The sequence below is a fragment of the Aurantiacibacter rhizosphaerae genome (assembly GCF_009807005.1).
Classification (GTDB): domain Bacteria; phylum Pseudomonadota; class Alphaproteobacteria; order Sphingomonadales; family Sphingomonadaceae; genus Alteraurantiacibacter; species Alteraurantiacibacter rhizosphaerae.
Genome location: NZ_WUBR01000002.1, coordinates 918,704 through 939,218, shown reverse-complemented (window position 1 = coordinate 939,218; position 20,515 = coordinate 918,704). Strand labels below are relative to the sequence as shown.

The window sequence follows — 20,515 nt, the reverse complement described above, 5'->3', positions numbered from 1 at the left end:
CTTGCCTGCAATAAGTATCATTTGGCAATTCATCTGCATGCAGCGGATAAATCTGTGCAAAACTAGCCAATCAATGACCACGCGTTTTCAGCTATAAAAACGTTTCTAGTTACTGGCATGATTCGTTTGGGGGCATTCGATGAGCAAATATACCTTTCGTTCTTCGCGCGCAGACAGCTGGGCAGAGCCAAGACCATATCGTGATCCCAGCACGCGCCTCGCGCGGTTCGGTCCGATCCAGCCGATGGAGCAGAAGGGCTTCTTCTCCCGACTCTTCAACCGATAGGCTCTTCAACCGATAGGCACTTCACACCGGCAGGTCGGCGCCTGCGGATAATTGCGTGAAGGCGCGCCCACTAACATAGCGCAGATACGGAACCTTCAGTGTGCTGGTTCGCTTGGATCGCACGTGTTTTGGGGGTTTGCCGTGGATCTGGTTGATAGCAATACTGAAGCCGGTCAGCTGTTCTCCGATTATGTCAGGGAGCAGGGCTTTCCCTGTGTGGGCGCGAAATCCGCGCTGGCGACGGGCAATATGCATATCGTCCATGCGCGCGATCTCACCAGCGCCTGGAACGATGTTGCCATTCATACCGCGCTGCTGGAATGGGCCTTTGCCTACAAGAAGGCACCCGGCGGCCTCAGAAGCCTGGTGGTGGTGTTCGAAGGGCCCACCGATCTTTCCGAAAGCGAATTTGAAAAAAGCCTTTGGGAAAGGCTGCAATCGCTGGCCGACAAGGATCACTGGCGTGGCCAGACATATGACACGCGCGTCAGCGCCGATCCCGGCAGTCCGCATTTCAGTTTGAGCTTTGGCGGAGAGGCATTTTTCGTGGTGGGCATGCATCCCAATGCCTCGCGCCCGGCCCGGCGCTTCTCCCGCCCGGCGCTGGTCTTCAATCTGCATGACCAGTTTGAGCGTTTGCGAGAGCAGGGGCGGTATGAACGCATGCGGGAAACCATTCTGGATCGCGATCGCAAGCTGGCAGGCGATCTCAACCCCATGCTGTCCCGCCATGGCGACACCAGCGAGGCCCGCCAGTACAGCGGCCGCGCGGTTGACGATGGCTGGACGCCGCCTTTCGAGGATCGCAGGTCTTGAACAATGATATGACGGTGATCGAACCGCGCAGTGGAACCGCGTTCGAACTGCGCAGCGGGCAACAGCTCCAGATCATCGATATCGAAGGCACGCAGGTTTCGGATCTGCTGGCCTTCAACCTCGACGATACGCGTGAAGCCCTGTCAAACGGCAGGACATTCGATTACGAGGAAACCATCAGCCTCACCACCGGCAACATTTTGTGGTCCAACCGATCAAACGCGATGCTGGAAATCGTGGCGGATGATGTGGGGACGCATGATTTCCTGCTCACGCCGTGCAGCAAGGCCACCTTCCGACACTTCTATCCCGACAAGCCCGTTCATCGCGGGTGCTTCGGCAATCTTGCCGCGGCCCTGCAACCTTTTGGGATCGAAGAAGACGATCTGCCATGCGCCTTCAACGTGTTCATGAATGTGCCCGTGAATGGCCAGACTGGGCGTTTATCGGTGGAGCCGCCGATATCGAAGGCTGGCGATATGCTGACACTGCGGGCGAAGATGGACCTCGTCATCGGTCTCACAGCGTGTTCCGCCTATGCCTCCAACGGTGGGCAGTTCAAGCCGATTGGCTACCGCATCCGATAGGACGCAGGCGGCGCTCCGCTTGCGCGGTGTCACAGTTTGCATCTCAATTTGCCCGATGCGTGGATTCGGTTGGGATAGTGGGGCAGGCGCTGCTAAGGGGCCGCGCATGCTTACTATTGACGGCCTCACCGTCCGGCTTGGCGGCCGGCCCATCCTCGAACGCGCAAGCGCCACCGTTCCGATTGGCGCGCGCGTGGGCCTGATCGGGCGAAACGGCGCGGGCAAATCCACGCTGATGAAAACGCTGATCGGAGAGATCGAGCCCGACGACGGTGAAATCTCCAAGCCATCGCGCGCCCGCATCGGCTATATCGCGCAGCAGGCCCCCAGCGGCACGATGACGCCGGAGGAGATTGTGCTGGCCGCCGATGTGGAGCGGGAGCAGCTGCTGGAGGAATCCGAAAGCTGCACCGATCCAGACAGGCTGGGCGAAGTGCACGAACGGTTGCTGGCCATCGATGCCTACAGTGCGCCTGCCCGCGCGGCAAAGATCCTGAAGGGCCTGGGCTTCGACGAGGAAATGCAGGCCCGCCCGGTGGATACGTTCTCCGGCGGATGGAAAATGCGCATCGCGCTAGGTGCGCTGTTGTTTTCCGAACCCGATATCCTGCTGCTGGACGAGCCTTCCAACCACCTCGACCTTGAGGCCACGCTGTGGCTGGAGAACTTCCTCAAGTCATACCCCGCCACGCTGGTGGTGATCAGCCACGAACGCGATCTGCTGAACAACGTGGTGGATCACATCCTGCACCTGCAGGGCGGGCAGCTGACGCTGTATCCGGGCGGTTACGATTCGTTCGAGAAACAGCGCGCCGAACGCGCCGCGCAGCTGGCGGCGGCAAAGGCCGCACAGGATGCGCAGCGGGCGAAACTGCAGGATTACGTGGCGCGCAACAGTGCCCGAGCCTCCACCGCGAAACAGGCGCAATCGCGGGCTAAGATGCTGGCGCGGATGCAGCCCATTGCGGCCCTTTCCGAAGATCCGTCACTCTCCTTCGATTTTCCCGATCCTGCGGAGATGCGCTCTCCCATGATCACGCTGGATGGTGCCGCCGTCGGCTATGGCAATGCGCCGCCGGTGCTGCAGCGGCTGAACATGCGGATCGACGCGGATGACCGGATTGCCCTGCTAGGCCGCAACGGCAATGGCAAGACCACGCTGGCCCGCCTGCTGGCCGCGCAGCTGGCCCCCGAAGAGGGGGACATGAACGCGCCCGGCAAAATGAAGGTGGGCTATTTCACGCAGTATCAGGTGGAGGAACTTTCTGCCGAGGAAACGCCGCTGAACCTGATGACGCGGGCGATGGATGGCAAGCCGGCGGGCGCGGTGCGGGGGCAATTGGGGCGCTTCGGCTTCTCCGGCTCTCGCGCGGAAACGCAGGTGGAACGGCTGTCGGGCGGGGAGCGCGCGCGGCTGGCGCTGGCGCTGATTACGCGGGATGCGCCGCACCTGTTGATCCTGGACGAACCGACCAACCACCTTGACGTGGACGCGCGCGAGGCGCTGATCCAGGCGCTGAACGGCTATTCCGGCGCGGTTATCCTGATCAGCCATGATCGCCATATGGTGGAGCTGACGGCTGACAGGCTGATACTGGTGGATAGCGGCACGGCGCGCGAATATTCGGGCAGTATGGAGGATTATATCGACTTCGTGCTGGGCCGAAATCAGCCCAAGCCCGCGAAGAAACCTGCCGCGCCCAAGCCGAAGGCAGCGCCCGCCACCATCGATCGCGCGAAAGAGAAATACATGCGGTCCGAACTCGCAAAGGCGGAAAAAACTCTCGCCAAGCTGACCGCGCAGGCAGAGCAGATGGATAGGAACATTGCCGATCTCGCCGCCAAGCCACCGGCGGCGGATACCAGCCGCATGGATGACCTGCTGGCCCAGAGAGCGAAGCTTGCCGGCAAGCTGGAGCAGGCAGAAGCGGCATGGCTGGCCGCGGGCGAAGCGCTGGAAGGCGTCGCCGCGCTGTAAGCTAGTCTTGCGCCAGCAGCGTCGCCGTTCGCGCGATTCTGTCTAAGGCGAAGCCGGGCCTGTCGCTGTGCGGCGGAGGGTGGAAGGCGAAGGCGGAGAGGCTGGGATCATTCCATTGCTCGTCCGACATTGGTTGCCCGTGATAATCGGTCCAGCAGCCGCCCTCGGGAAACTGCGCCATTGCGGCAAGGCTGGCGGCCCGCGTTGCGGAGAGGCCAGCCACGTGATCCTCCAGCGCCACGTCGCGCGCTTCCCAGTTTACCGGCATGGGCTGGCAATAGGCGTTGTTGTTACCCTGCTGGGTGCGCCCGAATTCATCGCCCGCGGTCAGCATGATCGTGCCGGTGGAGGCGAACAGCGTGCCCAGCATGGCGCGCAAATCCGCGGCGCGGCGGGCCAGGATATCGGGATTGTCGGTCGGCCCTTCCACGCCGTTGTTCCAGCTGTAGTTCTCGCTGTGCCCGTCGCGATTGTCCTCGCCATTGGCTAGGTTGTGGCGCTGTTCGTAGGCCACGCTGTCCGCCAGGGTGAACCCGTCATGCGCGGCGAGGAAGTTCACGCTGCGGCAGTCGGGCCCGAAGATATCGGCAGAGCCTGCCATGCGCGTGGCCAGCGTGCTGGCCGTGCCATCGCCGCGCCAGAAGCGGCGCACATCGTCACGGTACTTGTCGTTCCATTCCAGCCAGTTCGCGGGGAAATTGCCGAGTTGATAGCCGCCGGGGCCGATATCCCACGGCTCTGCGATCATCACCCTGTCGGCCAGCCAGGGATCGGCGGCAATCTCTGCAAAGATCGGTGCGGCGGGATCGAAACCGGGGCCGCGTGCCATGATGGGCGCCAGGTCGAAACGGAAGCCATCCACCCCGCAATGGCGCACGAAATGGCGCAGAGTAGCCACCGTCATATCCCGCACATGGGCTTGCGCGAAATCCAGCGTGTTGCCGCAGCCGCTATCATTGATCAGCGTGCCATCGGGGGCGTGGGCATAGGCGCTATCGTCCAGCCCGCGCAGGCAGAAGACGCCGCCGAAAATATCGCTCTCGCCCGAATGATTGGGCACAAGATCGAGGATCACGCCGATCCCCGCATCATGCAGCGCGGCCACGGTGTCCCGCAATTCCGCCACGCCGCCGGGGCACAGGCCGGGATCCAGCGCCATCGGTGCAACAGGGTTGTAGCCCCAGTGATTGGCAAGGCCGAGTGCGGACAGGTGCCGCTCGTCAATCCAGGCGGTGATCGGCATCAGCTCCACCGCGCTGACATGCAGTTTTTGCAGATGCGCGATGACGGATGGATGGGCGAGGGCGGCCACCGTGCCCCGCTGCGCATCTGGCACATCGGGATGCAGCCGGGTGAAGCCGTCGACATTCAGTTCATAAATCAGGCCGCCGCGCTGGAAACACGGCGCGTTTAGCGGGACTTCTGGAAGCGGCGGCTGGATCACCGCGCGCGGCACGATGTCGCTTGTATCGACTCCGAAATTGGCCAGCGCCGGGTCTTGCGTAAATCGCCTGTCAAGCTCCACCGCATAGGGATCCACCAGCAGCTTTGCCGGGTGAAACCACTTGCCCTGTTCGGGCTGCCATTCGCCATCGGCCCTGTAGCCATAGGTCGCCCCGGCCAGATCGCGCGGCACCTTTGCCACCCAGTCATCGCCGTCGCGCTGCATGGCGATGCGCTGCTCTTCGCCATTCTCCGTCAGGCAAAGCTGCATCGCCGTTGCAAGCGGAGAGCGCACACGGAAGATGGTGTTGCCGCCGGTAACAGCGGCGCCGTATTGGCTCACGTCACTACGTCTGGCGCGGTGCGACCCGTGTGGCGAGCGATGCCGGCGATCTCCTCCGCAGCGGCCACGATGTCGGCCAGCATGGCGGGCGTCTCTGCATCCATATCGCCGCCGGCAGGTTCGTAGCGTTCAAGGTAGACCCGCAAGGTTGCGCCCTGCGTGCCTGTGCCGGAAAGGCGGAAGACCACCCGGTTGCCCCCTTCGAACAACACGCGGATGCCCTGATTCTCGCTGACCGAGCCATCCACAGGATCGGTGTAGGAGAAGCTGTCTGCCTCCGCCACGGTGAGCGGGCCAAAGGTGCGCCCCGGCAGGTCTGGCAGGCTGGCGCTCAGTTCTGCCATCAGGGCATCGGCCTTTTCGCTTTCAATCGCCTCGTAATCATGGCGGGCGTAGTAGTTACGCCCAAAGCGCGCCCAGTGATCGCGGGCGAGCTGGTCCACGCTCTTGCCCGTCACCGCCAGGATGTTGAGCCACAGCAGCACCGCCCACAGACCGTCCTTCTCGCGCACGTGATCGCTGCCGGTGCCCGCGCTTTCCTCGCCGCAGATCGTGGCCATTCCGGCATCGAGGAGGTTGCCGAAGAACTTCCAGCCCGTTGGTGTTTCGTAGGCCGGAATGCCCAGCGCCTCTGCCACCCGGTCCGCTGCAGCGCTGGTAGGCATGGAGCGGGCGATACCCTTCAGCCCATCGGCGTAGCCGGGGGCGAGGTGGGCATTGGCGGCCAGCATCGCCAGCGAATCCGAGGGATTGATGAAGCGATGCTTGCCGATGATGAGATTGCGGTCGCCATCGCCATCGGACGCTGCACCAAACGCGGGTGCATTGTCCGACATCATCAGATCGTACAGCACCTTGGCATGCACCAGGTTGGGATCGGGGTGATGGCCGCCGAAATCCTCCAATGGGGTGCCATTGTGCACCGTGCCTGCGGGAAAGCCCAGGCGGCCTTCCAGAATCTCATGCGCATATGGGCCGGTGACGGCGTGCATCGCATCGAACGCCATGGTCAGCCCGTCTTTCACGGCGGCGCGGATGGCGTCGAAATCGAACAGTTCCTCCATCAGCGCGGCGTAATCGGCGACAGGATCGATCACCTGCACGGCCATTTCGCCGATATGCGTCACGCCGCGCGTATCAAGGTCGACGTCGGGCGCGTCGACATCCAGCCAGCGGTCAATCTCCAGCGTGCGGGCGTGGATTCTGCCGGTCACGCTTTCCGGCGCGGGGCCGCCGTTGGCGATATTGTACTTGATGCCGAAATCCTCTTCCGGCCCGCCGGGATTGTGACTGGCCGACAGCACCAGCCCGCCGCTGGCACCATATTTGCGGATCACGTGGCTCGCCGCCGGGGTGGAGAGGATGCCGCCTTGCCCCACCAGCACCCGGCCATAGCCATTGGCCGCCGCCATGCGGATCGCCTGCTGGATAACCGTGCGGTTGTGATAGCGCCCGTCTCCGCCGATCACGAGGGTAGTGCCTGCATCACGCTCTACCACGTCGAACACCGACTGGATGAAATTCTCCGCATAGTTGGGCTGGGCGAAGATGCGCACCTTCTTGCGCAGGCCCGATGTGCCGGGTTTCTGATCGTTGAAGGGCGTGGTTTCGTGTGTGCGGATCATGCGGGTTTCCCGATTATTTCAGGGTCAGTTCTTTATAAAGATCGGCATAGGCGCGCCCGCTAGCTTCCCAGGAGAAATCGGCTTTCATCCCGTTCTGCTGCAGGCGGCGCCATTGCTTGGGTTGATTGTAAAGCGCCATGGCGCGGTCAATCGCGGCGCGCAAGGCATGGTAGTGCACCCCGTCAAACTGGATGCCGGTGGCCACGCCGCTGGCAAGCGCGGCGGGATTGGCATCGATCACCGTGTCGGCCAACCCGCCGGTGCGCGCCACCACCGGCACGCAGCCATAGGCAAGGCCGTATAGCTGGGTGAGGCCACAAGGCTCGAATCGGCTGGGCACCAGGATGGCATCGGCGCCTGCCTGCAAGCGGTGGGATAACCCCTCGTCATAGCCGATGTGCAGGCCGATTCTGCCGGGATGGCGCGCGGCAGCCTCATGCAGCCCGGCCTCCATCGCCTTGTCACCCGAACCAAGCAGCGCCAGCCGCCCGCCGATGCCAACGAGATGGTCCAGCACTTCCAGCAGCACGTCCATCCCCTTTTGCCAGGTAAGGCGGCTGACCACGGTGAACAGCGGGCCGTCGCTTTCCTCCAGCCCGAAGGCCTTTTCCAGCGCGCGCTTATTGGTTTTTCGTTTTGCCAGCGTGCGGTGCGAATAATTGGCGGGGATTTCGCTATCTTCTGCCGGGTTCCAGACTTGCGGATCGATGCCGTTCAGAATCCCGCGCACCCTGTTGCCACGCGTCGCCACCAGACCTTCCAGCCCCATGCCGAATTCCGGCTGGCGAATTTCCGCGGCATAGCTGGGGCTGACGGTGGTGATGATATCGGCCATCTGCATGCCAGCCTTCAGGAAACCGACGCCGCCGTAATTCTCCACCCCGTCAATGGACCAGGCAGAGGATGGCAGGCCAAGGCGCGGGAAGATCTTGGCATCGAAATGGCCCTGAAAGGCCATGTTGTGAATTGTCATCACACTGGGTAAATCCGGCGTGTCGCTGGCGAGTTTCAGATAGGCCAGCGTCATGGCCGCCTGCCAGTCATGGGCGTGGACGAGATCGAACTTGCCGGCTTTCGTCGCGCCCGATGCGATATCGGCAGCTGCCCTGCCAAAAGCGGCGAAGCGTTGCCAGTTATCGGCCCAGTCCTGTCCCTTGCTGTCCCCATACGGGCCGCCATCGCGGGCGAAATAGGAAGGGCAATCCAGCACTAGCAGCCCGTGCTCGCCGATCGTGCCGGATAGCAGTCGCGCGGGCTTGCCCAGCAGCGATGGCCACTTGTGCACCAGCTTTGCCTTGCCAATCGCCTTTACCACGGCGGGATAGCCGGGCAGCAGCGTTGTCATTGCAACATCATGGGGCGCAAGCGCAGCGGGCAGGGCGCCTGCCACATCCGCCAGCCCACCTGTCTTCACCAGCGGCACCGCTTCCGATGCCACCGACAGGACCTTCAGCGGCATCAGCCCTCCAGCTTCTCGATCATCGGTTTCGTTATCAGGCATACGCCCTTCTCACTGCGCCGGAAGCGGCGCGCATCCAGTTCAGGATCCTCACCCACAACGAGCCCTTCCGGGATGCGCACGCCTGAATCGAGGATGACATTGGTCAGCCGCGCATGCCTGCCGATGTTGCAGTAGGGCAGGATCACGCCGCGTTCCACATTGGAATAGCTGCCCATCTTCACGCCCGTGAACAGCAGGCTCTGCTTCGCCATTGCGCCCGATACGATGCAATCCTGACTGATGAGAGAGCTGATCGCGCTGCCGCGTCGCCCGTCCTCGTCATGCACGAACTTGGCGGGCGCGGCCACGACCTGGTCGGTCCAGATCGGCCAGTCGCGATCGTAGAGGTTCAGCTTTGGCACCGTGTCGGTGAGATCCAGATTGGCATCGAAATAGGCATCCAGCGTGCCGACATCGCGCCAGTATTCCTCGATCTCGTCCGCGGCGCGGATGCAGGAATGGGTGAAGCGATGCGCCTGCGCCTTGCCGTTCTTCACCAGCCACGGGATGATGTCGCCGCCAAAATCGCGCTTGGAATCGGGATCGTCGGCATCGCGGCGAAGCTGATCGAACAGCAATTCCGTTTCGAAAACATAGATGCCCATGCTGGCAAGGGCCATGTCCTCCTGCCCCGGAATGCCCGGAGGATCGGCAGGTTTTTCGATGAAGTCGGTGATGCCATCGCTCTTGTCGACATGCATCACGCCAAAGCCTGTCGCCTCCATGCGCGGCACGACAAGGCAGCCCACGGTCACATCCGCGCCGCTTTCCACGTGCTGGCGCAGCATCAGCTCGTAATCCATCTTGTACACATGGTCACCCGCCAGGATGATCATGTACTTGGGCGCATGGGCCTGGATGATGTCGATGTTCTGGAACACGGCGTCCGCGGTTCCCTCGTACCACTGGCTTTCGGAAACGCGCTGGCTGGCGGGCAGGATGTCGAAGCTTTCGTTGCGTTCGGGCCGCATGAAATTCCATGCACGCTGCATGTGGCGGATCAGGCTGTGCGCCTTGTATTGTGTTGCCACGCCAATGCGGCGGATGCCGGAGTTGATGGCGTTGGAAAGGGCGAAATCGATGATCCGGGAGACGCCGCCGAAATACACCGCGGGCTTTGCGCGGCGGTCCGTCAGTTCCAGCAGGCGGCTGCCACGCCCGCCCGCCAGCACATAGGCCATTGCGTCACGTGCCAGCGGTTGCGAATACGTTCTCTTCATCGGCCTCTCCTTCGGATCTTCTAACCCTTGAACTTCAGCATGATGGTGGAAAGCGGCGGCAGGCACACCGTCGCCCTTCCATCGCGCACATTTATTGCACCCATATTGCCCGCGCCGCTGCCGCCATATTCCTGCGCATCGGTGTTAAGCACCTCGGACCATTCACCGTCCATCGGCAGTCCCAGCCCATAGGCATCGTGCAGCATCGGTGTCATGTTGCAGATCACCGCCACCGGCGGCTCACCGGGGCATTTGCGCAGCCAGGCGAAAACCGACGCGTCGGCATCGTCCGCCACCAGCCATTCAAACCCCTCGCCTTCGCAATCGCGGGCGTGCAGGGCGGGCGTTGATTTGTACACAGCGTTGAGATCGCGCACGAGCGTCTGGATGCCCTTGTGGGCCGGTGCATCCAGCAAATCCCAGTCGAGGGCGCGTTCCTCGCTCCATTCGCGGCGCTGGGCAAATTCCTGCCCCATGAACAGCAGCTTCTTGCCGGGATAGCCCCACATCAAACCATAATAGGCGCGCAGATTGGCAAATTGCTGCCACTCGTCGCCGCTCATCTTCGTCAGCAGGCTGCCCTTGCCATGTACCACCTCGTCATGGCTCAGCGGCAGGACGAAATTCTCGCTGAAGGCGTAAACCAGGCCGAAGGTGATATCGCTGTGGTGGTGCTTCCGGTGGATGGGATCGCGCGCCATGTACTGCAGCGTATCGTGCATGAAGCCCATGTTCCACTTGAAGCCAAAGCCAAGGCTGGTGCGCGGGCCTTCTTCGAAAGCGGGCTGGGATACGCCGGGCCAGCTGGTCGATTCCTCCGCAATGGTAAGGATGCCGGGATGGCTGGCGTGGACCGCGCGGTTCATGGCTCGCAGCAGATCCACCGCTTCCCAGTTCTCCCGCCCGCCATCGGCATTGGGGATCCACTCGCCATCCTTGCGCGAATAATCCCGGTACAGCATCGATGCGACGGCATCCACGCGCAGGCCATCGACATGATATTGCTCTGCCCAGAACAGGGCATTGTTGACGAGGAAGCTTGCCACCTCTCGCCGCCCGAAATTGTAGATCGCGGTGTTCCAGTCCGGGTGGAAGCCAAGCCGGGGATCGGCATGCTCATACAGCGCCGTGCCATCGAACATGGCAAGGCCGTGATCATCCGTGGGGAAATGCGCGGGCACCCAATCCAGCAGGATGGAGATACCCGCCCGGTGCGCGCCATCCACGAAGCGGGCAAACCCGTCCGGCCCGCCGAAACGGGCGCTGGGCGCGTAAAGGCCGGTGGTCTGGTAGCCCCAGCTTGGATCATAGGGAAATTCGGAAATCGGCAGGAATTCGATATGGGTAAAGCCCATCTCGGCGACATAGGGGATCAGCCGTTCGGCCATCTCATCCCAGCTTAAAAACCAGTCATTGTCGTCGCGCTGCCAGGATCCGGCGTGCACCTCGTAAATAGAGATCGCCTCTCGCCGTGGGTCCACGTTTGCCCAGTGCGCGCGGTGCGCCTCGTCCCCCCAGTCGGGCTTGGCGGGGCGGGCGGTGATGGAGGCGGTCTTGGGGCGCAATTCGCTGGCGAAGGCGTAGGGGTCCGCCTTCAGCGGCTGCTCCACGCCATCGGGGCCGATGATGCGATATTTGTAGGCGCGGCCTTCCGCGATATCGGGAATGAACAGTTCCCACACGCCGATATCCACGCGGTTGCGCATGGGGTGGCGTGTGGCATCCCAATCGTTGAAATCGCCCACCACGCTGACGTTGCGCGCATTGGGTGCCCATACGGCGAAATGCACGCCGTGGCTTCCCTCATGCTCGATCAGATGCGCGCCCAGCTTGTCAAACAGGCGGTAATGCGTGCCCTGCGCAATCAGCAAATCGTCCAGCGGGCCCAGCACGGGGCCAAAGCTGTAGGGATCTGTCACCCACCACTCGGCGCCGCCGCCCTGGCACTTGTACTTCACCGGCCTGGGCTTGCCGCGCAGCTTGCCTTCGAACAATCCGCGATCATCGACCCGCTTCAGCTTGCCGATTTTGACGCCGCGCAAGGAGTATGCTTCTGCGCTCTCGGCGCCCGGCAGCATGGCGCGGGCGAATGTGCCGTCTGGCCCCTCGTGCGGGCCGAGCAGGGCGAAGGGATCAGCTTGCGTTCCGGCAAATAGCGCGTCGATGGCTGCGGCTGGCGGCTTCACCCAAATCCCCTTGTTGCAGGCCTTTTTGACCTTGCTGCGGGCATTGTGCAGCACCCGGCAGCGTTACGATACATGAAAACGTATGCGTTGCCGTTTTGGCACCAGGGTTTCTGACGAATTACAGCACGCCCCAGATATCGCGGGCATATTCGCTGATCGTCCTGTCAGAAGAGAACCAGCCGACATTGGCGATATTGTGGATGGCCGCCTTGCGCCATCCGGCGGGATCGCGCCAACGGGCGTCCACATCGCGCTGCGCAGCGGCATAGGCATCGAAATCGGCGGCCACCATGAACCAGTCGCTGTCGTAAAGGCCGCCCATCAGATCCTTGTAGCGATCCTTGTCATCGGGAGAGAATACGCCGCCCGCGATGCCTTCCACCGCCTGCCGCAGTTCGGGAGAGCCTTCGATTACAGCGCGCGGATTGTATCCATTGGCGCGCTTTTCCGCCACTTCCTCGGCGGTCATCCCGAAGATCACGATATTCTCGTCACCCACGCGATCCTTGATCTCGATATTGGCGCCATCCAGCGTACCGATGGTGAGCGCGCCATTAAGGGCGAACTTCATGTTGCCCGTGCCACTGGCTTCCATGCCGGCGGTGCTGATCTGCTCGGAAAGATCGGATGCGGGGATGATCCGTTCGGCCAGCGTGACGTTGTAATTGGGGACGAACACCACTTTCAGCAGGCCGGATACCGATGGATCGCTGTTGATCCGCCGGGCGATATCATTGGCCAGCTTTATGATCAGCTTCGCGTTGTGATAGCTGGGCGCGGCCTTGCCGCCGAAGATCTTGACGCGCGGCACCCAGTCCTTTTCTGGATGGCTGCGGATCTGGTCGTACAGGGCCACTGTCTCTATCAGGTTCAGCAGCTGGCGCTTGTATTCATGGATGCGCTTGATCTGCACATCGAACATGGCATCGGGATCGACGCGGATGCCGGTCAATTCCTTGATATGCCCGGCCAGCGCCACCTTGTTGGCGCGCTTCACCTCGGCAATGCGTTCCTGCAGGGCGGCATCGCCGGCCAGCTTGTTCAGTTTTTCCAGCTGGGTGGTGTCGTCCATGAAACCATCGCCAATGGCATCGCGGATCACGCCGGTCAGGCCGGGATTGCACTGCATCAGCCAGCGGCGCGGGGTTACGCCATTGGTCTTGTTATTGATCTTCTCAGGATAGAGCGTGTGCAGATCGTGGAAGACGGTCTGCTTCATCAGCTCTGTATGCAGCGCCGCCACGCCGTTCACGCTGTGCGCGCCGGTGAAGGCAAGGTTGGCCATGCGCACGCGCCTGTCACCGCCCTCGTCAATCAGGCTGATGGCTGCCACGGCGGGATCGTCCATCCCGGCCTTGCGGGCATCGCGCAGCACGCGGCTGTTCAGCGCATAGATGATCTGCATGTGGCGCGGCAGAAGGCGCTCGAACAGCGGCAGGGGCCAGCTTTCCAGCGCTTCGGGCAGCAAAGTGTGGTTGGTGTAGCCCACGGTGCGGCGGGTGATATCCAGCGCCTCGTCAAACTCCAGCCCATGCTCGTCCACCAGCAGACGGATAATTTCCGCCACGGCCACGGCGGGATGCGTATCGTTCAGCTGGATGGCCGCCTTGTCGGGCAGGGTGCGGATATCCTCATGGAACTGCATGTGGCGGCGGATGATGTCCTGTATGGATGCAGCGGAGAAGAAATACTCCTGCCGCAGCCGCAATTCCTGCCCCGCCTTGTGCGAATCCGCAGGGTACAGCACGCGCACCAGGCTGGCGGCGCGCGCCTCGCCTTCCAGCGCGCCAACGTGATCGCCCGCGTTGAAGGCGTCCAGCTTGATCGGGTCCAGCGCATTGGCGGTCCACAGGCGCAGGGTGTTCACCCGCGCGCCGCGCCAGCCCACCACCGGCGTATCCACGGCAGACGCCTCTACCTCTTCGGCGGGATGCCATTCCACGCCGTCGCCATCGCTGATGACTTCACCGCCAAAGCCGATGCGATAGGCGCTTTCGCGGCGATCAAATTCCCAGGGGTTGCCGTGGCTCAGCCATGTTTCGGGCAATTCGACCTGCCAGCCCTCGTCGATCCGCTGGCGGAACATGCCGTTCACATAGCGGATGCCATAGCCGTAGGCAGGGATATCCAGGCTGGCGAGGCTTTCCATGAAGCAGGCGGCGAGGCGACCGAGACCGCCATTGCCAAGCGCCGCGTCGGGTTCCAGCTCTTCCAGTTCGGCGAGTTCGAAACCATGCGTGCGCAATGCCCGCTCCAGCGCGCCCGTAAGGTCCAGATTGTTCACCGCATCGCGCAGCAGCCGCCCGATCAGGAATTCCAGGCTGAGGTAATACACCCGCTTGGCGCCATCGGCATAGGTGCGCCGCGTGCTTTCCATCCAGCGGTCGATCACCTTGTCGCGCAGGGCGTAGACGGTGGCGGTGTACCAGTCGTGCGGCTTGGCCGCGCGCTCATCCTTGCCCACGCGGTGGCGCAGGGCATCGATAATCAGGGCGTCGATTTCATCATTGCCAGGTCGATCATTGGGCCGGGAAAGAGTGGTCACGTGATTACTAATCCTTGTTCGGACCGTGGCACCCCGGATCATGCGGTGTGCTCCGGCGCGATTATGCCTCTTGCAGCAAGGTAGTAGGCAGGTTTTTGTGCACTGCGCAATCGCCAAACTGGGCATGCATACCTATTTATTTGTGCGGTGCAGCATTAGTGTTGCGGTTCGGACATCTTTGGCGCAATGCTTCGCGCCGGATTGGCCGGGAAACAGCGATGAATGATTCTGTGGCGCCACTGCACGCACTGGCCGAGGCTGCCGGGCTGCAACGCCATTGGCACGACGTGGATGGGCAAGAGCATATCGTGCCCGATGCTACGCTGGAAACGATACTGGCGGCCCTCGGCCACAAATCGGGCTCGGACCGGCAGATAGCGAACAGCATCAAGGCCTTGCAGCGCGAAGAGGCGGCTCTGGCGGCGCTGATCGTGGCCGATGCAAGCATGCCGATCAATGCCCTAGAAGCGTGCAACAGTGCCGAGATCATCAGCGCGGATGGCACCACATTTCCGCTTTTGCAGGAAGACGGCGTGCCCATCGCGCCGGATGCGCCGGGATATTACGATTGCCGCATCGATGGCGAAGCAACGCGGCTGGCCGTGGCTCCCCCGCACTGCCCGTTGCCGCCAGCGGGCGAGCGAAAGCCCTGGGGCGTGTCGCTGCAAATCCCGTCCTTGCGGGGCGCGCAGCCCAGCGGGTTTGGTGATCTTGGCGATCTGGCACAAGCGGTGGAGAGCCTTGCCGCAGCGGGCGCAGATGCTGTGGCGATCAATCCGGTGCATGCCCTGTTCCCCGGAACGGGCGAGAATTTCAGCCCCTATTCCCCATCCAGCCGCATCCACCTAAACGGCGCGATGGCCGCGCCCGAATTGGTGGGCCACAAGCCTTTGCCGGACGATGTGCAGGACAATCCGCTGATCGACTGGCCAAATGCGCTGCCCGCGCGGCTTTCTGCCATGCGCGCGTTCTTTGACGGTCTGACAGGCGCGCAACGCGCGCAGATCATCGGCGAGCCGGACGAACGCCAGCGCCTGCACGCCATTTTCGATACGCTGGATTGCCACTTCCGCCCAAATGGGGCGAAAGGCTGGCGCGACTGGCCAACGCGTTACCAGAACCCGCAGAACAAGGCTGTCGCCAGCTTTGCCGCCAAACATGCCGCAGAGGTGGAATTCCACGCCTTCGTGCAGGCGATAACGCGCCGCAGCCTTGCCGAAGTGCAGGCCCGCGCAAGGGCGGCGGGGATGACGATAGGGCTGGTGGGCGATCTGGCCGTGGGGGTTGATCCGGGTGGCAGCGATGGCTGGGCGCTGGGCGATGCCATGCTGCGCGGGCTCACCATCGGCGCGCCGCCCGATCCGCTGGGCCCGCATGGGCAGAACTGGGCGATTACCAGCTTTTCTCCGCAAGGATTGCGGCGCAGTGGCTATGCCCCGTGGATCGCGATGATCCGCGCGGCGCTGGCGCATGGCGGGGGCTTGCGGATCGATCACGCCTTCGGCCTGGCGCGGCTGTGGGTCATCCCCGAAGGCGGCGGCCCGGCGGATGGTGCCTATCTCACCTACCCATTTGAGGATCTGATGCGCCTGCTGACGCTGGAGGCACATCTTGCCAATGCCTTTGTGATTGCGGAGGATCTGGGCACCGCTCCGCATGATTTCTCCGATGCCATTGCGCGGCGCAGGATGCTGGGCATGCGGGTACTGTGGTTTGAGCGGGCGCAGGACAACGGCTTTATCGGCGCGCAGGATTACGATCCGCTGGCAACTGCGTTAAGCGGCACACATGACACGCAAACGCTGGCAGGCTGGTGGACGGGCGCAGACCTTGTCTGGGCAAACCGGCTGCGTCGATTGCCGCAGGGTATGACGCTCGCAGAGGCGCAGGACATTCGCGAATGGGATCGGGGTCTGCTGTGGTCCACTCTCGCAGGCGATGCGCCGCGCCCCGCTGCGGATGATCCTCAGGCCTTAGTGGATGCCGGCATCGCGCATATCGCCCGCACCCCCAGCGCTCTCGCCGTCATCACGCTTGAAGACCTGCTGGGACTGATCCAGCAACCCAATCTTCCCGGCACCATCACCGAACACCCCAACTGGCGCAGGCGACTGGATGCGCCACTGCAAGACCTGCTGAAAACGCCGGAAATCCAGCACCGGCTAGCCCTTCTGCAAGAGCATCGCGGCTGACCGGGTGGCGCGAAGCTTACTGCGCGTCGGCATCCTCGCGCTTGATGCGCTTGTGATCCTCCTCCGTCAGGCCGCACTTCCAGTAGGAAGAGATGTAGAGCCGATCCGGGCCAAGTTCGCGATCCTCTCGCAGATATTTGCGCAGCGCCTTCATCGCGGTGAATTCGCTCGCGCTCCACGCATAGACGCTGCCCTGCGGCCATTCGCGGGCCTGCAATCGCTGGGCCAGTGCCTCTGGCTGCGAACCGGGCTGGGGCACCACCAGCCACTGGATTTCCACGCCATCCGGCTTCACCAGATCCTGCGCATCGGCATCGTCCATCACCTCTATCACCGCCAGTCCGCGCGCATCGGCGGGCAGGGCGGCGAGGTTCACCGATATCGCCGGTAGCGCCGTCATATCGCCTGCCACCATGTAGAAATCATGGCCTTCCACCAGCGGCTTTGCCGGGCCCGGCCCCGATACCTTCACCCGCGCACCCGGTGCCACGGTCATGGCCCAGTCCGTTGCCGGGCCGGCATGGCCGGTGGCGGTTTCGGCGTGGAGGGCGAAGTCGATATCCAGACCATCTCTCCGCTGCGCGCGAATGGTATAGGTGCGCACTGCCACCTTGCCATCGGCCAGCGGCAGGTGCAGCTTCAGATAGCCGCCTTCCTGACCATCGGGAAAGTGGGCCATTGCCGGTCCGCCCAGCGTGATCCGCAACAGGTTGGGGGAGACATTGTGCCGGGAAAGAACTTCAAATTCACGCGGCGGCGGGCGGTTTGGGGGTGCGATAGGGCATTCTCCAGGGTTCGGTGTCGGGTGGCTCTGCCCGATGTAGGCGGGAATGCTGCAAGGTAAACCATCGGAACTTACACGAGCAGCCGGAAAACATGGCGCAAGGAAATGATATGACCGACATGAAACTCTATCACCTGCCCGGCGCATGTTCGCGCGTTACGCTAACCGCGCTGGAACAATGCGGGGCAGATTATACGGACGAGATCGTGCTGCTGATGCGGGGCGCGCAACACAGCCCGCAATATCGCGCCATCAATCCCAAGGGGAAAATCCCCTGCCTGATCGTGGATGGGCAGGCGCTGGCAGAAAATGCCGCAATCCTCAGCTTTCTGAACATGGAATATCCCGCTGCCGCCCTGTTTCCGCAGCCCGGCGATGCACTGGAGGCCGCACGACAAACGGCGGATCTGTTCGCCCTGTCCGCCAGTTTTCATCCCAGCGTCAGGGCCATGATGATGCCCGTGCGCTGGACTACCGGAAACCCGGAAGAGGTGAGAGAGAAGGGCAGGCAGCTGGTGCACCCCCTGTTACAGCAGCTGGAAACGCGCCTTGCCACGCAGCCGTGGTGGTATGGCGGCGAATGGTCCATCATCGATAGCTATGCGCACTGGAACTACACCACGGCGCAGAAGGGCCAGTTTGACCTGTCGCCCTATCCCAACATTGCGCAGCATCAAAAACGGGTGGAGGCGCATCCCGCCTATCAGCGCGCGCTGGCGCGAGAGCAGGCCGCTGTCGATGCGATCGGAGGGCTTCCCGATGTCGCATGATCTGAAACTGTTCTTCGCCTACACCGCCTGCACCCGCGTGACCCTGACGGCGCTGGAACAGGTGGGCGCGCCCTATGATGCGCAGCTTGTCCTGTTTGAGAAGGGGGAGCACAAATCACCCGATTATCTCGCAGTGAACCCGGCGGGAAAGGTGCCCTGCCTGCTGGTGGATGGTGAACCGCTGACGGAGAACGGGGCAATTCTGCGTTGGCTGCACGCCGAATACCCGGACGGCGGGCTGTTTCCTGCAGCGAGTTCGAACTGGCAGCGCGCGCAGCAGCTTTCGGTGTTGTTCTGGATATCGGCCAGCTGGCATCCCTATGTGCGCGCCGTGAAAATGCCGATGGCCTGGACCACGGGCGACATCGCGCCGGTGCGCGAACGTGGCGGCGAATTGATAAGCGGGGTTCTGGATCGGCTGGACGAAGAGCTGGCCACCCGTCGATGGTGGTTTGGCGATGAATGGTCCATCGTCGATACCTATTTCTGGTGGGCCTATATCAATTCCGAATTCGGCGGTTTCGACCTGTCGCCGTGGAAACACATCGCCCGCCACCGCGCCGATAACGAGGCGCTGCCGCAACTCCAGCGCGCCTTGGCAAAGGAGCAGGCCGCTTGGGATGCGCGCAAGGAAGAGCTGGGATAGTGCGAGGCGTCTCTGCCAAACCGGCGCGATAGCTGGATTGGCAAGGGCGCATTGGTGTAGGACTGTCAGCCGCACCTGTCACAAGGCCAGAAACCATGGTTTGCCTGCCCCAGCCCGACGCCGAAACGCTCGCCCGCCGCGAGGACATTCGCGCTGCGCTTTGCGCCATCGTGCCGGGAGAGGGGGTGATCAGCGATCAGGACGAACTGCGACCCTACGAATCCGATGGGCTGACAGCCTATCGCCAGATGCCCATGCTGGTGGTGCTGCCCGAAACGGTGGAGCAGGTTTCCCAGGTGCTGCGCTATTGCCACGCGAACAAAGTGCGCGTGGTGCCGCGCGGGGCGGGCACGTCACTTTCCGGCGGGGCGCTGCCCTTGTCTGACGCGGTGGTTCTGGGCCTTGGCAAGTTCAAGAGCATTCTTGAAATCGATTATGATAACCGCGTGGTGGTGTCGCAGCCGGGCGTCACCAATCTTGCCATAACAGAGGCGGTGCAGGATCGCGGGTTCCACTACGCGCCCGATCCCTCCAGCCAGATCGCCTGCACCATCGGCGGCAATATCGCGGAGAATGCGGGCGGGGTGCACTGCCTGAAATACGGGCTCACCACCAACAATGTGCTGGGCGTGGAGATCGTGCTGATCGATGGCGACGTGGTGCGCATCGGCGGCAAGCAGCTTGATCCCGCGGGGCTGGACCTGCTGGGAGTGGTCGTCGGTTCCGAAGGGCTGCTGGGCGTTGTTACCGAAGTCACCTTGCGCATCCTGCCACGGCCGGACACTGCGCGCGCCGTATTGCTGGGTTTTCCTGCCGTTGCAGGCGCGGGCAAATGCGTGGCCGATGTGATCGAGGCGGGCATCATCCCTGCGGGCATGGAAATGATGGACAAGCCCGCCATCGAATGTGCGGAGGCTTTCGTGGGCGCCGGCTATCCGCTGGATGTCGATGCCCTGCTGATCGTGGAACTGGATGGCCCGGCGGCGGAATGCGATTATCTGATAACGGAGGTGGAGGCTATCGCCCGCGCCAATGGCGCAAGCTTCGTTCGTATCTCGCAAAACGAGGAGGAGAGGCTGCGCTTCTGGGCGGGGCGCAAGGCGGCGTTCCCCGCCACCGGGCGGCTGGCCCCTGATTATTACTGCATGGATGGCACGATCCCGCGCCGCCGCCTGCCCGAAGTGCTGGAGCGGATGGGCGCGATGAGCGCGAAATACGGGCTCGGCATCGCGAATGTCTTCCACGCGGGCGACGGAAACCTGCACCCGCTGGTGCTGTATGATGCGAACCAGCCGGGCCAGCTGGAAAAGGCGGAGGCCTTTGGTGAGGAAATCCTGCGCCTGTGTGTGGAAGTGGGCGGCGTGCTGACCGGCGAACACGGCGTGGGCGTGGAAAAGCGCGACCTGATGCCCGCCATGTTCAGCGAGGTGGATCTTGCGCATCAGCAGCGCCTGAAATGCGCATTCGACCCTGACATGCTGCTCAACCCCGGCAAGGTATTTCCGCAATTGCACCGCTGCGCCGAGCTGGGCCGGATGCATGTGCATGGCGGCAAGGTTTCGTTTCCGGAACTGGAACGGTTCTGACCGCCGC

15 protein-coding genes are annotated in these 20,515 nt (G+C 62.8%); 8 read left to right on the top strand and 7 right to left on the bottom strand.

The window, feature by feature from the left end; all coding sequences use genetic code 11:
- The first annotated feature begins 139 nt into the window (after positions 1–139).
- The 4 genes from GRF63_RS16420 to GRF63_RS12045 all read left to right on the top strand — a co-directional run bounded on the left by GRF63_RS16420 (position 140) and on the right by GRF63_RS12045 (position 3,667).
- Positions 140–286, top strand: a complete 147-nt coding sequence (locus GRF63_RS16420; RefSeq protein ID WP_202131689.1) for a hypothetical protein — start codon at positions 140–142, stop codon at positions 284–286.
- 147 nt (positions 287–433) lie between these two features.
- Positions 434–1,102: a guanitoxin biosynthesis heme-dependent pre-guanitoxin N-hydroxylase GntA gene (gntA, locus tag GRF63_RS12055; RefSeq protein ID WP_202131739.1), complete on the top strand. Its 669-nt coding sequence runs from the start codon at positions 434–436 to the stop codon at positions 1,100–1,102.
- An 8-nt stretch (positions 1,103–1,110) separates the two neighbouring features.
- Positions 1,111–1,689, top strand: coding sequence for a DUF1989 domain-containing protein (locus GRF63_RS12050; RefSeq protein WP_160486357.1), 579 nt, complete (start codon positions 1,111–1,113; stop codon positions 1,687–1,689).
- Positions 1,690–1,795: 106 nt separating this feature from the next.
- Positions 1,796–3,667 (top strand): ABC-F family ATP-binding cassette domain-containing protein, encoded by a 1,872-nt coding sequence (locus tag GRF63_RS12045; RefSeq protein ID WP_160486219.1) that lies wholly within the window; start codon positions 1,796–1,798, stop codon positions 3,665–3,667.
- Between the two features lies 1 nt (position 3,668).
- On the opposite strand, the gene GRF63_RS12040 is transcribed toward GRF63_RS12045, so the two are convergent.
- From GRF63_RS12040 to GRF63_RS12015, 6 genes are all read right to left on the bottom strand, one after another.
- Positions 3,669–5,453, bottom strand: coding sequence for a glycogen debranching enzyme (locus tag GRF63_RS12040; RefSeq protein WP_160486218.1), 1,785 nt, complete (start codon positions 5,451–5,453; stop codon positions 3,669–3,671).
- Positions 5,450–7,078 carry an alpha-D-glucose phosphate-specific phosphoglucomutase gene (locus tag GRF63_RS12035; RefSeq protein WP_160486217.1) on the bottom strand — a complete coding sequence of 543 codons (1,629 nt, stop codon included), beginning with the start codon at positions 7,076–7,078 and terminating at the stop codon, positions 5,450–5,452. The genes GRF63_RS12040 and GRF63_RS12035 overlap by 4 nt, the downstream gene beginning before the upstream one ends.
- Before the next feature lie 13 nt (positions 7,079–7,091).
- Positions 7,092–8,537 carry a glycogen synthase GlgA gene (glgA, locus tag GRF63_RS12030; RefSeq protein ID WP_160486356.1) on the bottom strand — a complete coding sequence of 482 codons (1,446 nt, stop codon included), beginning with the start codon at positions 8,535–8,537 and terminating at the stop codon, positions 7,092–7,094.
- Positions 8,537–9,799, bottom strand: a complete 1,263-nt coding sequence (glgC, locus tag GRF63_RS12025) for a glucose-1-phosphate adenylyltransferase (RefSeq protein ID WP_160486216.1) — start codon at positions 9,797–9,799, stop codon at positions 8,537–8,539. The genes glgA and glgC overlap by 1 nt, the downstream gene beginning before the upstream one ends.
- 20 nt (positions 9,800–9,819) lie before the next feature.
- Positions 9,820–11,985, bottom strand: a complete 2,166-nt coding sequence (gene glgB, locus GRF63_RS12020) for a 1,4-alpha-glucan branching protein GlgB (protein ID WP_160486215.1) — start codon at positions 11,983–11,985, stop codon at positions 9,820–9,822.
- A gap of 118 nt (positions 11,986–12,103) precedes the next feature.
- The gene (locus GRF63_RS12015; protein WP_419865961.1) at positions 12,104–14,485 is read right to left on the bottom strand and encodes a glycogen/starch/alpha-glucan phosphorylase; all 2,382 of its coding nucleotides are present in this window, start codon (positions 14,483–14,485) and stop codon (positions 12,104–12,106) included.
- 263 nt (positions 14,486–14,748) lie between these two features.
- Between GRF63_RS12015 and malQ the strand changes: the two genes are divergently transcribed.
- A complete protein-coding gene (gene malQ, locus GRF63_RS12010; protein ID WP_202131688.1) occupies positions 14,749–16,722 on the top strand; it encodes a 4-alpha-glucanotransferase in 1,974 nt (657 codons plus the stop codon).
- A 16-nt stretch (positions 16,723–16,738) separates the two neighbouring features.
- Here malQ and GRF63_RS12005 read toward each other — a convergent pair whose 3' ends face one another.
- Entirely contained in the window at positions 16,739–17,500 is a 762-nt protein-coding gene (locus tag GRF63_RS12005; protein ID WP_337189664.1) for a siderophore-interacting protein, read from the bottom strand.
- Between the two features lie 116 nt (positions 17,501–17,616).
- Between GRF63_RS12005 and GRF63_RS12000 the strand changes: the two genes are divergently transcribed.
- The 3 genes from GRF63_RS12000 to GRF63_RS11990 all read left to right on the top strand — a co-directional run bounded on the left by GRF63_RS12000 (position 17,617) and on the right by GRF63_RS11990 (position 20,508).
- Positions 17,617–18,276 (top strand): glutathione S-transferase family protein, encoded by a 660-nt coding sequence (locus GRF63_RS12000; RefSeq protein WP_160486212.1) that lies wholly within the window; start codon positions 17,617–17,619, stop codon positions 18,274–18,276.
- Positions 18,266–18,922, top strand: coding sequence for a glutathione S-transferase family protein (locus GRF63_RS11995; protein ID WP_160486211.1), 657 nt, complete (start codon positions 18,266–18,268; stop codon positions 18,920–18,922). The genes GRF63_RS12000 and GRF63_RS11995 overlap by 11 nt, the downstream gene beginning before the upstream one ends.
- Before the next feature lie 95 nt (positions 18,923–19,017).
- Positions 19,018–20,508 carry an FAD-linked oxidase C-terminal domain-containing protein gene (locus GRF63_RS11990; protein WP_160486210.1) on the top strand — a complete coding sequence of 497 codons (1,491 nt, stop codon included), beginning with the start codon at positions 19,018–19,020 and terminating at the stop codon, positions 20,506–20,508.
- Positions 20,509–20,515 lie beyond the last annotated feature (7 nt).